Origin of the sequence: Sphingorhabdus sp., from assembly GCF_050921905.1 — a bacterium.
Classification (GTDB): Bacteria; Pseudomonadota; Alphaproteobacteria; order Sphingomonadales; family Sphingomonadaceae; genus Sphingorhabdus_B.
In genome coordinates, this window is the sequence record NZ_CP050888.1 from 1,298,072 (window position 1) to 1,312,684 (window position 14,613).

General features: G+C 56.7%; 13 protein-coding genes. 8 read left to right on the plus strand and 5 right to left on the minus strand.

What is annotated here, in order from left to right; translation table 11 throughout:
- Window positions 1-8 precede the first annotated feature (8 nt).
- Window positions 9-233, minus strand: a complete 225-nt coding sequence (gene rpsR / locus HEQ18_RS06160) for a 30S ribosomal protein S18 (protein ID WP_125229746.1) — start codon at window positions 231-233, stop codon at window positions 9-11.
- A gap of 3 nt (window positions 234-236) precedes the next feature.
- Window positions 237-686, minus strand: coding sequence for a 30S ribosomal protein S6 (gene rpsF / locus HEQ18_RS06165; RefSeq protein WP_296199960.1), 450 nt, complete (start codon window positions 684-686; stop codon window positions 237-239).
- A gap of 319 nt (window positions 687-1,005) precedes the next feature.
- Here rpsF and HEQ18_RS06170 point away from each other — a divergent pair, with 319 nt between their 5' ends.
- Entirely contained in the window at window positions 1,006-2,118 is a 1,113-nt protein-coding gene (locus tag HEQ18_RS06170) for a hypothetical protein (protein ID WP_432815924.1), read from the plus strand.
- 174 nt (window positions 2,119-2,292) lie between these two features.
- Here HEQ18_RS06170 and HEQ18_RS06175 read toward each other — a convergent pair whose 3' ends face one another.
- Complete coding sequence (locus HEQ18_RS06175; RefSeq protein WP_432815925.1) at window positions 2,293-3,684, minus strand: UDP-N-acetylmuramate--L-alanine ligase; 1,392 nt, start codon at window positions 3,682-3,684, stop codon at window positions 2,293-2,295.
- A gap of 168 nt (window positions 3,685-3,852) precedes the next feature.
- Between HEQ18_RS06175 and HEQ18_RS06180 the strand changes: the two genes are divergently transcribed.
- The 7 genes from HEQ18_RS06180 to mltG all read left to right on the plus strand — a co-directional run bounded on the left by HEQ18_RS06180 (window position 3,853) and on the right by mltG (window position 10,023).
- Window positions 3,853-4,689 carry an LD-carboxypeptidase gene (locus HEQ18_RS06180; RefSeq protein ID WP_432815926.1) on the plus strand — a complete coding sequence of 279 codons (837 nt, stop codon included), beginning with the start codon at window positions 3,853-3,855 and terminating at the stop codon, window positions 4,687-4,689.
- Between the two features lie 35 nt (window positions 4,690-4,724).
- Window positions 4,725-5,663, plus strand: coding sequence for an ACP S-malonyltransferase (gene fabD, locus HEQ18_RS06185; RefSeq protein WP_432815927.1), 939 nt, complete (start codon window positions 4,725-4,727; stop codon window positions 5,661-5,663).
- Window positions 5,663-6,466: a crotonase/enoyl-CoA hydratase family protein gene (locus HEQ18_RS06190; protein WP_432815928.1), complete on the plus strand. Its 804-nt coding sequence runs from the start codon at window positions 5,663-5,665 to the stop codon at window positions 6,464-6,466. Before fabD ends, HEQ18_RS06190 begins: the two co-directional genes overlap by 1 nt.
- Before the next feature lies 1 nt (window position 6,467).
- Window positions 6,468-7,205, plus strand: coding sequence for a 3-oxoacyl-[acyl-carrier-protein] reductase (gene fabG, locus HEQ18_RS06195; RefSeq protein ID WP_397606486.1), 738 nt, complete (start codon window positions 6,468-6,470; stop codon window positions 7,203-7,205).
- A gap of 93 nt (window positions 7,206-7,298) precedes the next feature.
- Entirely contained in the window at window positions 7,299-7,532 is a 234-nt protein-coding gene (locus HEQ18_RS06200) for an acyl carrier protein (protein WP_125229739.1), read from the plus strand.
- Between the two features lie 146 nt (window positions 7,533-7,678).
- A complete protein-coding gene (fabF, locus tag HEQ18_RS06205) occupies window positions 7,679-8,938 on the plus strand; it encodes a beta-ketoacyl-ACP synthase II (protein ID WP_432815929.1) in 1,260 nt (419 codons plus the stop codon).
- Window positions 8,939-9,021: 83 nt separating this feature from the next.
- Window positions 9,022-10,023, plus strand: a complete 1,002-nt coding sequence (gene mltG / locus HEQ18_RS06210; RefSeq protein WP_432815965.1) for an endolytic transglycosylase MltG — start codon at window positions 9,022-9,024, stop codon at window positions 10,021-10,023.
- Window positions 10,024-10,265: 242 nt separating this feature from the next.
- Here mltG and HEQ18_RS06215 read toward each other — a convergent pair whose 3' ends face one another.
- Both HEQ18_RS06215 and HEQ18_RS06220 read right to left on the minus strand, forming a co-directional pair.
- Window positions 10,266-12,212 carry an alkyl/aryl-sulfatase gene (locus HEQ18_RS06215; RefSeq protein WP_432815930.1) on the minus strand — a complete coding sequence of 649 codons (1,947 nt, stop codon included), beginning with the start codon at window positions 12,210-12,212 and terminating at the stop codon, window positions 10,266-10,268.
- Window positions 12,213-12,290: 78 nt separating this feature from the next.
- Window positions 12,291-14,468, minus strand: coding sequence for a primosomal protein N' (locus HEQ18_RS06220; RefSeq protein WP_432815966.1), 2,178 nt, complete (start codon window positions 14,466-14,468; stop codon window positions 12,291-12,293).
- Window positions 14,469-14,613: the final 145 nt, after the last annotated feature.

Below are 14,613 nucleotides of genomic sequence, written 5' to 3' on the forward strand. Positions count from 1 at the left end.
TCGGCTCCTTACTTCACGATATACGGCAGAAGGCCGATGTGACGGGCGCGCTTGATAGCTTGGCCCAGCTCACGCTGCTTCTTTGCCGAAACGGCGGTGATACGCGATGGGACAATCTTGCCGCGCTCTGAAATATACCCCTGAAGCAGGCGTACATCTTTATAATCGATTTGCGGCGCATCCTTACCCTGAAATGGGCAGGACTTGCGGCGACGGAAAAACGGACGTGCCATGATTTAAGCCTCCTGCTCTGCGCGCGGTGCGCGGTCTGGACGGTCGCCACGATCTGGACGAGGGGCACCGCGATCACGGTCGCCACCGCCAAAGCCGCCACGCTCACTGCGTTCGCTGCGCTCTGGACGGTCGCTTTTGCGCATCATGACCGACGGGCCGACTTCATGCTTGTCAACGCGGACAGTCATGTAACGAATGATATCTTCATTCATACGTGTCTGACGCTCAAGCTCGGCGATCGTATCGCCCGAAGCATCGATGTCGAGCATCACGAAATGCGCTTTGCGGTTCTTTTGAATTTTGTAGGTCAATGTACGAAGACCCCAGGTTTCGGTCTTTACGACCTTGCCTTTATTGTCTTCTACAATCTTGGTGGCGTTTTCAGCCAGCGCATCAACCTGGGCCTGTGAAAGGTCCTGACGCGCCAAAAATACATGCTCGTACAGAGACATGGGCGTTTCCTTGTTCCTACCGATCGCTGACGCAGCACCATGCATACGCCCCTCCGGCCTTCTTCGATTTCAGTCAGGCGGACCTGAGCGAAGTAGCGCGCTTAGAGAACGGCTCTACTGTTGGCAAGCATTATTTTGATGCTTGGCACGTATTCAAGCCCCTGATACGCCAACCATTCTCGCCCGATACTCTGTTCTTAATTTCCTTGATAAGGTCTATTGTTCTTGATGTCCTTCATTACCTTAATTTCCTTAATTACCTTGATAGGGACAAAATGATGTGTTAGGACACTATCGGATGAAATCGAGAAATGCGCCCATGACACAGGATGAACACCAGAAAAAAACGCGCGGCAAAGGCCGTGGCAGTAACTTTTTTGCCGCTTCCGAAGGCGTTTGGGATCAGTTGTGGAAAATTCCTACGGCTAACAGATTAAACTTGGTGGCCTGTTATTTGGTATTGTTAGCTGGAACCGGTAGCGACCATCGGCTTACAAAATGGTCAGCAAAAGCATGCGAACAATACGTTGGCATTGGAAAACCTAGGGCGAAGGTTGCGATAGAGGAGTTAATTGCCGCTGGATTGGTGAAGCGAATGAACGAGTCCGAGCGCCTTAAACCTCAATATGAAATGCCTGCCCTTCCACTAGCCGAAGAGCCTATTTTTCTACCGGTAGCTTTCGTAACCGGTTTGTCTGGTGAAGCGTCAATTCTCCGACGAATTAGAGAAACCGGAGATGCGCTAGCACTCCGTATGGTTGTCGACCTTTATAAACTGACAGTTTTAGACCCTACTTATGGCGTGTCACTTAATTGCTTTCGCGGTGGTTTAAAAACCGGCGGCGAAGCAAATGCGCGGAAACTTGCGGAAGTCGGGGCTCATACAGTTTGGGGCTTGAATCAAGGCACATATCGATCGGCAGGAGGTAATTGGACGTCCGTTCATCGGATCAATTCCAAAGATGCCGAAGTCGCGTGGGAACCGTTTTGGAGCAGGCTCAACTTGTTAAAACAAATCGGGGCAGTTTGGTTTGAGCCGTGGGTTTTTGATAGCCAAGAAATTGATGCAGAACCGTTGTTTCCACTGGATTCATCTGGCTTTTATCAGCTCGCCGAACCGGAAGGCGAAGCGAAATTGACAGCATTGGCATATAATACATGCCGAGCATTGGTTAGCGAGGACCGTGGATACATTTTTGATAATGCATCGTGCGATTACTATCTGCCACTAACTGCTCACCGACAAGCACCTGCTTATCGCGAAGTTCTCCGCTTGAGAGTTGAAGCCGACACTCCAGGTCGGCGGCTTGCTTGGTATAAAAGACGAACGGCCATCGAAAAGTTCACCGTTGGCTACCAAAAGCTGTTGTTAGACATCGAACAAGGCAATTTTGATCGTCCGTTGAATTTAACAAATGCGGAGGCAGCATAATGGTCCAGATTGCCTTCGACGGTTTAGGCTTTGCTGGCGCTTGCGCCGGAATAGCTGCAGTTATTACTGCTTTTGCTGGCTTGGTTTGGGCCATCAGACGACATCCCGGTGGCGGCTCAGGTAGCGATAACATTCCTATTAGAAGGCGCTTACCTCCTGCCGATTAGCGTTCGATCACTTCAGCCGCCCTAACACATCCGCAGCAAACCCGCTCAAAGTATCATCCCTCGCGCCCATGATGACGATCCGGTCGCCGGGCCTGGCCAATTCGGCAATACGGTTGCCGCAGTCTTCCCGGCTGGGGATATATTCGGCGTTGCGGCCAGCTTTGGCCACTGCGTCGGTGATGCTTTGGCTGCCGATGCTTTTGTCCACGGTGCCACCGAAATAGACGGGGTCGCAAAGGAGCAGATGGTCATCCGCGCCAAGCATGTCCGCGAACACGTCCGCAAGTTCAGCGCCCATGACGCGGATGGGGCCGTAGCCATGGGGTTGGAAGAAAGCGATGATGCGGCCGGGAAACGCCCTCAACGTCGCAAGCGTTGCGGCGATCTTGTCCGGGTTATGGCCAAAATCGTCGATGACGGTGATGTCATTGGCCGTGCCGACAATGTCGAAACGGCGGGCAAGGCCACTAAAGCTTTCTACACTGCGCACGGCTTGCGCCACGGACACGCCGAGCGCAACACTTGCGGCGATCGCAGCAAGCGCGTTGGCAATATTGTGGCGACCGGGGACGATCAAGGTGACGGGGTAAGCTTCGCCCATTGCGTGCAGCGTGAAACGGCTGCCCAGTGGCAGGTCAACGATATCGGTCGCGCGGAAATCAGCCTGCGCTGCGAAGCCGAAGCTGATGGCCCCTGCCAGCGCCAAGGGTTCCACGAGCGCCGCAGTCTCCGCATCATCGGCATTCCAGACACAGGCTTTCGCCTTGCGCGCAAAGTCGCCGAACAACTGCCGCAATTCTTGTAGGCTTTTGTGATCAAGGCTGACATTGTTGAGCACCGCGACTTCGGGCGTGAACAGGGCGATGGAGCCATCGCTTTCGTCGACTTCCGAAACAAAGACACCGCCCTGCCCCACACGCGCGCTGGCGAAGGGCGCTTCATCGGCGACGAAATTTTTCATCACCGCGCCGTTCATGATCGTCGGGTCACGTCCAGCATCGGTCAATATCCAGCCGATCATGCCCGTCACCGTCGATTTGCCGCTGGTTCCACCGACCGCAACGCTGCGCGGGGCGGCGTTGAACATCTCGGCGAGCAATTCCGCGCGCGTCATACGGGTGCAACCAAGCGCCTTAGCTTTGGCGATATCCGGCACGCTATCCTCAATGGCCGCGGAGGCAATGAGGATCTGGTCGCCGCCAACAAGGCCGCTGCCGTCTTGCGGAAATAGGTCAATGCCCAAGCTTTGTAACCAACTGAACTTCGTTCCCAATCGGCCTTGGTCCAGCGCGCGATCGGAGCCGGCGACACTTGCGCCTGCATCACGCACGATATTGGCCAAGGGCAACATGCCCGAACCACCAATGCCGCAGAAGAAATAGGATTTGTTTTTGTGCATCAGTGGCGGTTATGGCCGGAAGATGATTTTGGCAATGGTCCCGTATATACAAAACTGCGTCACCCCCGCGAAGGCGGGGGGCCAACTCTCGCTCTGTCGAAACATCACGGCCCGGCGTTGGATTCCCGCCTGCGCGGGAATGACGCGTATTGGAGAGGCACGTAATTTATGCGGATAGCTATCTGCGCGCCATCGACGCCATTTACGCGGGCGGACGCGGCGCGGGTTATTGCGCTTGCCGCAACCACGCACCCGACCGCTGAACTCAACTTTCACGACCAAAGTTTTGCCGAGGCTGGCCATTTCGCCGGTCCAGACGATATGCGCTGCGCCGCGTTTGTGGACCTTGCCAATGACACCAGCTTTGATGCGGTCTGGTTCGCGCGCGGTGGCTATGGGGCTTGCCGAATCGCCCAAGACGCCGTCGCGGCGCTAACATCGGCGGCGGCGGACAAAATCTATATGGGCTATAGCGACGCGGGCAATCTGCTTGGCGCATTGTACGCCGCAAAAATAGGCCATGTCTGCCATGGGCCGATGCCAGCCGATATCAAGCGCGATGGCGGTGAGGCCGCCGTCCTGCGTGCACTCGACTGGATGCTGCACGCGTCGCCGCAGGCGCTTGAACCGCAACTGCAAGCAGGCACAAAATATGCGGCTTTCAATCTAATGACCTTGGCGATGATGGTCGGCACGCCGTTAATGCCCGACCTGAAAGACCATGTGTTGATGGTCGAGGAAATCAGCGAATATCTCTATGGCTATGATCGCGCCTTTTTCCACGTCACCAGCCATTTGCAAAGCGCAGGATTGGCCGGATTGCGGCTTGGCCGCGTCAGTGATGTACCTGTCAATGACCGCCCCTTTGGCGAAGATACCGAGGAGATTGCCAGGCGCTGGTGCGCAAAAACGGGGATCAATTATCTGGGCCGCGCGGATATTGGTCATGATGCTGACAATCGCATCGTGCCGTTCGGGCTTGCAACATTCAACGCCGCGCCATAGGCGAATTGCCAGAACACGGACGAACAGGAGCAGTTATGCGCGCATTTATTTTCCCCGGACAAGGCAGCCAAGCCGTTGGCATGGGCAAAGCGCTCGCCGAAGCCAGCCCCATTGCGCGCGCAGTGTTTGAGGAAGTCGATGAGGCGTTGGGCCAGCATCTTTTCCGCCTGATGTGCGAAGGACCAGAGAGCGACCTCATACTGACCGAAAATGCGCAGCCTGCGATCATGGCCAATGCCATCGCCACCTTGCGCGTTTTGGAAAAGGAAGGCGGCGTTCGCCTATCGGAAAAATGTAATTTCGTCGCTGGCCATTCCTTGGGCGAATATACCGCACTGTGCGCCGCTGGCGCGTTGCCTTTGTCGGTGACGGCGGCATTGCTGAAGCTGCGCGGGCGCGCGATGCAGGCGGCTGTGCCCGTCGGCGTCGGCGCGATGGCCGCTTTGCTCGGCGCGGATATACAAAAAGCCGAAAGCCTGGCTGTTGCGGCTGCCGAAGGGGAAAGCTGCACCGTTGCCAATGACAATGACCCGTCGCAAGTCGTTATTTCCGGCCATAAAGGCGCGATTGACCGGGCGATTGCATTGGCGAAGGACCATGGCATCAAACGCGGCATATTGTTGCCCGTATCTGCACCCTTTCACTGTCCGTTGATGCAACCCGCCGCCGATGACATGGCAAGCGCCCTTGCGACGACGACCATCCACGCGCCATTGGTGCCGTTATTCGCTAACGTCACCGCTGCGCCGGTATCCGACCCCGACACCATATCCCGGCAATTGGTGCAGCAGGTCACTGGCCGGGTCCGCTGGCGCGAGTCGGCGATTGCCATGGCGGAGGCCGGCGTTACCCATTTTGCAGAGTTTGGCGGGAAGATATTGTCGCCCATGGTAAAGCGCAGCGCGGGCGAAGACATCACCACATCAAGCGTCATCAGCATGGATGACATCGAAGCCTTTTTGAAAGCGATTTAATGAACGACCAAATTCTCCAGTCGCGTGATGGTGGCATACTGACCATCACGCTGAATATGCCCGAAAAGCGTAACCCGATTTCGGATGTGTCTGTCGTCGAACAGTTGTGCGACGCATTCATGGCAGCCGATCAGGACATGTCCGTGCGCTGCGTCATCCTGACAGGCGCAGGGACGGTGTTTTCCTCCGGCGGTGACTTAAAACAAATGCGTCCGGATAGCGGTGGCTTGCGTGCAGGATTGCCCGCAGAAACCCGGCGTAACTACAAATATGGCATCCAGCGTCTGCCGCTGATGCTCCAAGCGCTTGAGGTTCCGGTCATCGCGGCGGTCAACGGCGCGGCCATTGGTGCAGGGCTTGACCTTAGCACAATGTGCGACATCCGGATTGCCGCGTCTTCGGCCAAATTTGCCGAAAGCTTCGTGCGGTTGGGCATTACGCCGGGCGACGGTGGCGCATGGCTGTTGCCGCGCATCGTCGGTTTTTCAAAAGCGACCGAACTTGCCTTGACCGGCGAAACCATCGACGCTGCCGAAGCGTTGCGTATCGGGCTGGTTACGCAAGTGGTGGATGATGCCGACCTGATGACCGCCACGCGCGCCATTGCGGACAAAATTGCCGCAAACCCGCCACATGCCGTCCGCATGACGAAGCGCCTGCTGCGCGAAGGGCAGACGGCTGACCTTAAAAATATCCTCGAAATGTCCGCCGCGATGCAAAGCCTTGCCCACGCCACCGCGGACAATGACGAAGCGATCACCGCGTTTCTGGAAAAGCGCGCACCCGAATTTAAGGGAGAATGATATGTTTGATCTAACCGGCATGACTGCGCTTGTTACTGGCGCTTCGGGCGGGATTGGCAGTGCCATCTGTCACGCGCTGGCGGCGCAAGGCGCCCGGCTTGCGGTGTCGGGCTCCAACGTGGAAAAGCTCGACGCATTCCGGGCATCCTTAGGTGGCGACCATGTTGCGGTTCCCTGCAATCTGGGCGACAAAGACAGCGTTGAGGCGTTGGTTCCCGCTGCGCTGGAGAAACTGGGCCAGATCGACATTCTTGTGAACAACGCAGGCGTTACGCGCGACAATTTGACGATGCGTATGAAGGATGAGGAATGGGATGACGTCATCCGTATCAACCTTGAGGCAACATTTCGCCTGATGCGCGCCGCCACGAAACCCATGATGAAGGCGCGCTTTGGCCGTATCATCACCATCACCAGCGTCGTCGGCACCACGGGCAACCCGGGCCAAGCCAATTACGCCGCGTCCAAAGGTGGCCTTACGGCGATGACAAAAGCAATCGCGCAGGAACTCGCCAGCCGCAATGTGACGGCCAATTGCGTCGCACCAGGCTTCATCGCCACCGCGATGACCGAAAGCCTGCCTGAAGCGCAAAAAGAGGCGTTGAATGCGCGTATTCCGATGGGCCGCATGGGCGAAGGCGGGGACATTGGTGCCGCCGTTGCCTATCTCGCCTCAAGAGAAGCGGGTTATGTTACGGGCCAGACAATCCATGTAAATGGCGGCATGGCCATGCTTTGATGCATAAGCGTCGCTTGCCACTTGCCAGCGGCTATTCTGCACATTAGGGCGATATCTGAAATTCATCCTCCCAACCAATAAGGGGCACAAAAAATGAGCGATACCGCGGAACGGGTCAAAAAGATCGTAGTTGAACATCTGGGCGTTGAAGCCGACAAGGTCACGGAAGCTGCAAGCTTCATTGATGACCTGGGCGCAGATAGCCTTGATATCGTTGAATTGGTTATGGCGTTTGAAGAAGAATTCAACGTCGAAATCCCCGACGATGCCGCTGAAAAGATTGCGACCGTCAAGGACGCGATCGATTTCATCAACAGCAACGGCTAAGCCGTTACGCGCGATGATGCGCGGTCAGATACAAATTCAAACGGCTTTCCGACCGGCGTTAAGTGCGCTTCTGTCGGAAAGCCGTTTGCTTTTTGGTCCCTGTTCGCAGTAATGGGCCGTAAAGATTAGCTTTTGGAGATAAGGCAATGCGTCGTGTCGTGGTCACTGGATTAGGTCTGGTTACACCCTTGGGTGCAGATGTTGAAACCACTTGGTCCAACCTGATTGCCGGAAAATCCGGTGCTGGCATGATTACGCATTTCGACGCCAGCAACCAGAAATGCCTGATCGCATGCGAGGTGAAGGGCAAGGACCATCCATGGGGCTTTGACCCCGATAAGCGCGTGGACCACAAGGTCCAACGTCAGGTCGACCCCTTTATCATTTATGGCATTGATGCCGCGGGCCAAGCATTGGAAGATGCTGGCCTCACCGAATTGACCGAAGAGCAAAAAGTGCGCGCTGGCTGCTCCATCGGGTCCGGGATCGGCGGTCTACCCGGCATTGAAAGCGAAGCATTGCTACTGGCGGAGAAAGGCCCTGGCCGCGTTAGCCCGCATTTCGTGCATGGCCGCTTGATCAACCTGATCTCGGGCCAAGTCAGCATCAAATATGGCCTAAAAGGACCCAATCACGCCGTCGTCACCGCTTGCTCCACAGGCGCGCACTCACTTGGTGATGCCGCCCGCATGATCCGCGATGATGATGCCGACATCATGGTCGCTGGCGGTTCAGAAGGCACCATCAACCCGTTGGGTATCGCAGGCTTTGCACAGGCTCGCGCGCTCAATATGAGCTATAACGACCGTCCAGAGGCTGCCAGCCGCCCTTATGACAAGGACCGCGACGGTTTCGTGATGGGTGAAGGCGCAGGCGTCGTTGTTTTGGAAGAATATGAACATGCCAAGGCGCGCGGCGCGAAGATCTACGCCGAAGTCGTCGGCTATGGCTTGTCGGGCGATGCCTATCACGTCACTGCGCCGCATCCCGAAGGTGACGGCGCGTTTCGATCCATGCAGATGGCGTTGAAAAAGGCCGGCATGACGCCCGCCGATATTGATTATATCAACGCGCATGGCACATCGACCATGGCCGATACAATCGAGCTGGGCGCGGTAAAGCGCTTATTTGGTGATGCCATGGCAAATGTGTCGATGAGCTCGACCAAATCGGCCATCGGCCATTTGCTGGGCGGCGCTGGCGCAGTGGAGAGCATTTTCTGCATCCTCGCGTTGCGTGACCAGATTGTGCCGCCGACGCTCAATCTCGACAACCCAGATGAAGGCACAGAAGGCGTTGACCTTGTCCCGCATGCCGCCAGGAAACGCGAAGTGAAGGCGGTTTTGAACAACAGCTTCGGCTTTGGCGGGACGAACGCCAGCCTCATCATGAAATTGGCTGAATAAACGAACGTGATAGCAGTATCGCATATCTCTCATTTTGTCATTCCCGCGCACGCGGGCACTGACGGCGGGAATGAGAAGGGTTAATTGTGGCGAAACATTATGGGAAACAGGCAAGCCGCCGCCTCGCCAAATGGGCGGTCGTTGCGGCGGCGCTGCTACTGGCGGTAATCGCTGGTAACTTTATTTACGGATGGACGGCGCCCGGGCCGCTGGAGCGCGCGGCGACTGTAATCATTAAGCCGGGGTCAAGCATGATGTCGGCTGCACGGCAGCTTGAGAAAAGCGGTGCGGTCAAATCCGCCGACGCATTTGTGCGCCGGGCAAAGATATTTGGCGCGTCTAACACCATCAAGGCAGGCGAATTTGTCATTCCGGCAAAGGCCTCCAATTCCGACATATTGTCCATCCTGACAGATGGGAAAACCGTGCAACGCATGGTCACCATTCCTGAAGGCATGCCTTCGATCATGGTGTACGAACGCCTTATGGCCAATGACCAGCTCACCGGGAGCATTTCCATACCAGCCGAGGGTTCGGTTTTGCCTGACAGTTACGCGTTTGACAAAAACGAACCGCGCGCTGCAGTCCTGAAACGCATGCAGGACGCCATGACAAAAACAATGGCCGAGTTGTGGGCAACGCGCAGCCCGAACGCGATGGTCAAAACACCATTAGAGGCGCTTACGCTTGCGTCGATTGTCGAAAAGGAAACGGCGCTCAAATCCGAATTGCGCATTGTCTCCGGTGTGTATTCCAATCGCTTGCGCACGGGCATGCGGCTGCAGGCCGACCCGACGATCATTTACCCCATCACAAAGGGCAAGTCGCTTGGCCGGAGGATTCGCAAATCCGAGATTGCCGACGTGAACGATTATAATACCTACGCTATGGCTGGCCTGCCAAAAGGGCCAATCGCCAACCCGTCACGCGCCGCCATTGCCGCCGTGCTGAACCCGCAACAAACCAGCGCTTATTATTTCGTTGCCGACGGCAAGGGCGGCCATATTTTTGCCGACACCTTGCAAGAACACAACGCCAACGTGGCAAAATGGTATGCCATCCGTCGCCAGCGTGGGGAAATGTAAAGCTTCAATTGAAAGGCAAAATATTTCGTCTTTGACCGCGCTTTACCCCAATATGACGAAACGCTCCGCGCATTTTGACTTGCAATGTAGGATTTGACGAGTCACCTTATCCCACAGAAATCGTTATTCGCCCAGAGGCTGCAAGGGCATGCAATCAGCCACTTTAGCCTGCTTTTGCATGCGTTTTAGGTGAGACCTTAGTGTGACTTTTGGCGCTGCCCTTGTTGCCTTCACTGCCTAGATTACGGCTCCACAATGTTGAATGCACCCGGCATCGGGTCAAGCGCGGCTTGAAGCTGTTCAATCGCCGCCCTGTCGCCGTCGATTTTCAGTCCAGCGGCCTGCAACTGCGCTGCCGGCATTTTCAGGAACAATAAGGCCAGAAACAATTGGCGCGGGCCAGTGACCGTCACATTAGGCGCAGCGTGGACCTTACCCATTTCACTGAACATCACCGAATTGCCAATGGTGACTTTCGCGGTCTCTTTTCGGTCCGAAATCACGAAATTCAGGGCCAGCGCGGCATTGCCAATGACATTCGGGTCCAGCCGGGTCGACACCGAATCCAACAACAACCCAGTTGGTATCGCCGAAATCATGTCGATGCTTTGCGCGTTAATGCCCGCCTTCATGCCTGCACGCAGTTCGCGCGCGCCCGTCAGGAACATGTTGCGCCAGATCGCGGATTCCGACTGATAGCCTTGCTGTTCATAGCTGTCGGCAAGCAAGGCCCGCCCCTCGACATTTTTGGGTTCGGCAAAGACGAGTTGGTTCAACAGGTCGGATGACCAGCGATAGTCCCCCGCTTTCATCGCCTTTTTCGCCTCTGCCAAAACCTTCTTCGCGCCGCCCATCGCCGCGACCATTTTGCCCGCGCGAACCTCCGGCGGATGCGGGTTCAGATTGGCGGGGACGGCATCATACCAACCCAGATAATATTGATAGATTGCCTTCGAATTATGGCTGTAGGTGCCGTAATAGCCCTTGTTAAACCATTGGTCGCCAATCGCTGGCGGAGCCTTCAAAACTTCTGCGATCTCGGCTTGAGTCATGCCCTTGTTCATCATGCGCAATGTTTGGTCGTGCAAATAGCGATAATTGTCGCGCTGCCCCGCTAGCCAGCCCTTGACCTCCGACTGGCCAAAGCGCGGCCAGCAGTGGCTTGAGGCGATAACGTCGCTCCGCTCGCCATATAGATTGACAGCTTCGTTCAGAAACCCGGACCAGCTCAACGCATCTCGCACTTTCGCGCCGCGTGGGGTCAGGATATTGTGCAGGCTGCATGTTGCGATTTCGGCGGCCAGAAACGTACGTGCCGCCGGCAGATAGACGTTCATTTCGGCCGGTGCTTCCGTGTTCGGCACCATTTGGAACTCCAACGTCACGCCGTCTACTTCGCGTTGTTCGCCAGTTTTGCGAATGTCGATTGTGGGCGGGATCAGCGTGATATCGCCCCCGCCAATGCCTTTGCCGATGCCACTGCCCATTTGCCCTTGCGGACCAGGCGTCAGGTTACTGCCAAATTGAAACGTCGCGCGCCTGCCCATTGCAGGACCGGCCATGACATTTTCAGACGCCGTCTCGGCCAGGAAATGCTCGGGCGCAAGGATCGCAACCGTACCCGCCTTTACGTCGCCCTCATTGATAATCCCGCGCACACCGCCGAAATGGTCGCCATGGCTGTGACTGTAAATGACCGCAGTGACTGGCCGAGTCCCCAGCTTTTCATTCACCAGTTTCAGCGCCGCCGCCGCAGTATCCCGGCTGGTCAGCGGGTCAATGATGATCCAACCCGTTTGGCCTTTAATCACCGTCATGTTCGACACGTCAAAGCCGCGCACTTGCCACACATTGTCCGTCAGCGCATACAACCCATGTTTACGCAACAGGCCCATATGCCGCCACAGGCTTGGGTTCACCGTATTGGGTGATTGGCCATCCACCATCCAGTCATAAGCGCCAAGGTTCCAGACAGGCTTGCCGTCTTTGTTGGTGATGACGGGGTCGGACAAAGTGCCGATAAAACCCCTGTCCGCAAAATCGAGGTCACGGCCATCTTCGGTGGGAAGCTGCGCCGCGACGCTGCGTTGCGCGGCGATTGTCGCATCAGATGCTGGCTTTGCGTCTTGTGCCCACGCGCCTGTTGCCGACGCCGTGCTCAATAACGCTGCCCATAAAATTTTGTGCATCTTGTTCTCTCCCCATATTTTGACGGCACGATGCAGCATTAAACGCATGAGGTAAATCCGCTATTTGAGCGTCTAGGGTCACAAGAAACTATAAGGGTCGACATCGACCCCAACCCGAACGCCGCGTGGGAATTGTAAGCCGCCAAGCCATTCACGGATGATATTCTGCACCTCGACCGAGCGCTGGGCATGCACCAAAAGGCGCTGTCGATAACGGCCACGCAACATGGCGAGCGGTGCTGGCGCAGGGCCGTAGACATGCATTCCGTCCACCTGCGGTGCAGCGCCTCCCACGGCGCGCGCCGCCTCAATGGCTTCGCGTTCATCTTCGGACGAGATAATGATGGCCGCAAAACGCCCGAACGGTGGCGCACCAGCGGATTTGCGTTGCTGTGTCTCGGCATCATAAAATGCATCGCGGTCACCGGCGACCAAGGCGGCGATGACGGGATGATTGGGATTGCGTGTCTGGATGAACACCTCGCCCGGCTTTTCGCCGCGCCCTGCCCGGCCAGCCGCCTGCGCAATTTGCTGGAAGGTGCGTTCTGCGGCGCGCAAATCCCCGCCCTCAAGCCCCAGATCGGCGTCGATCACCCCGACCAAAGTCAGTTCGGGAAAATGATAACCCTTCGTCACCAATTGCGTGCCGATGATGATGTCCACCGCCTTATTCTCGACACGTGACACAAACTCCGCCGCCTTCTCCGGCGACCATAGAGTGTCCGATGTCGCAACGATGGTCCGCGCATTGGGCAGCAGGCGGTTCACCTCGTCACTGATGCGTTCAACGCCCGGGCCACAGGCAACCAGAGTATCGCTTTCGCCGCATTCAGGACATTCCTCCGGCGGCGGCATGACATGGCCGCAATGGTGGCAGGCAAGCCGCCGCACGAGTCGGTGTTCGACCATCCAGCTTGTGCAGTTCGGGCATTGGAACCGGTGCCCACAGGTCCTGCACAAGGTCAAAGGCGCATAGCCACGACGGTTCAGGAACAACAGGCTCTGTTCGCCGCGTTCGACGCGTTCTTCCAATGCCTTCAGCAATGTCGGTGCGATCCAATGCTGTGATTCGGGCGCGTCGAGCGTCAGGTCGATGGCCTTGATCTCAGGCATCTTGGCCGCGCCAAAGCGCGACGGAATTTCGAGGGCTTTGTAGCGACCCATGGCCACCATATGCCGCGATTCCAGCGCTGGCGTTGCCGATGCCAGCACCACCGGAAATTCTTCAAAATGGCCACGCATGACGGCAACGTCGCGGGCATGATAGCGCACGCCATCTTCCTGTTTAAAACTTGTCTCATGCGCCTCATCAACGATAATCAGGCGCAAATTGGCAAAGGGAAGGAAAAGCGCCGAGCGGGCGCCGACCAGCACCTTTGCGCTGCCATCGGCGACAGCACGCCAGACACGGCGGCGCTGGGTGGATCGCAGATTGCTGTGCCAAACCGCTGGCTCGACGCCAAAGCGGGCTTCGAAGCGGGCAAGGAATGGCGCGGTCAGCGCGATTTCGGGAAGAAGCACCAGAACCTGTTTGCCTAGCCGTAACGCCTCGGCCACCGCCTCAAAATAGGTTTCGGTTTTGCCTGATCCTGTGACGCCATCCAGGACGAATGTGTCAAAGCCGCCTTTGCGCACCGCATCGACCATGCTGTTTGCTGCCAATTGCTGCGCGTCGTTCAATTTTGGCGTGTCAAAGTCTGCCAGTGGTTCGGGCAGCGGCGAATCGACGCTGATGGTAACCGGTTCAAACGCGCCGGCTTTTATCAGCCCGCGAATGACGGCGTCGCTGACGCCAGCTTCTGCCGCTAGCTCGCGCACAAGACCTTGCGCGCCCTCCAAAGCGTCGAGCGCGGCCGCGCGTTGTGGTGTCAGCCGCGCTGGCTCAAACCCGGTACGGCGATATTCGGTAATGGTTCCCGTCGCCGTGAACGCAGCCGAAGACGACAATACCATGCGCAAGACCGCCGCATGGCTCGTGAGATAATAATCCGCTACCCAGTTGACCAGGCGACGCAAGCCCAGCGCAACCGGCGGACAATCAACAATTTCAAGTACCGCGCGAAGTCTGCTGGCATCTACCGCAGCATCGCCGAAAACATCATCATCCCAGATCACGCCGGGCAATTTGCGAGGGCCAAGTGGCACCATCACAACGCAGCCCGGCCCCGCGATCATATCATCGGGCAGCCGGTAATCGAGCGGACCAATCGCTTGCGTCAACAAGACAACACGGACGCGGTTGGTGGGCAAGATCATGACGCGCGTATAGGCAATGATGCGGCAAACGTCACCATCTGGATGATCATCTCGCACTATCGCAGTTCTGGTTCCAATAGGTCTGTTGTTTTGGCCGATATTTTGCCAAGAGATATGAAACCGAATCTCCAATCAGGAAACAGTC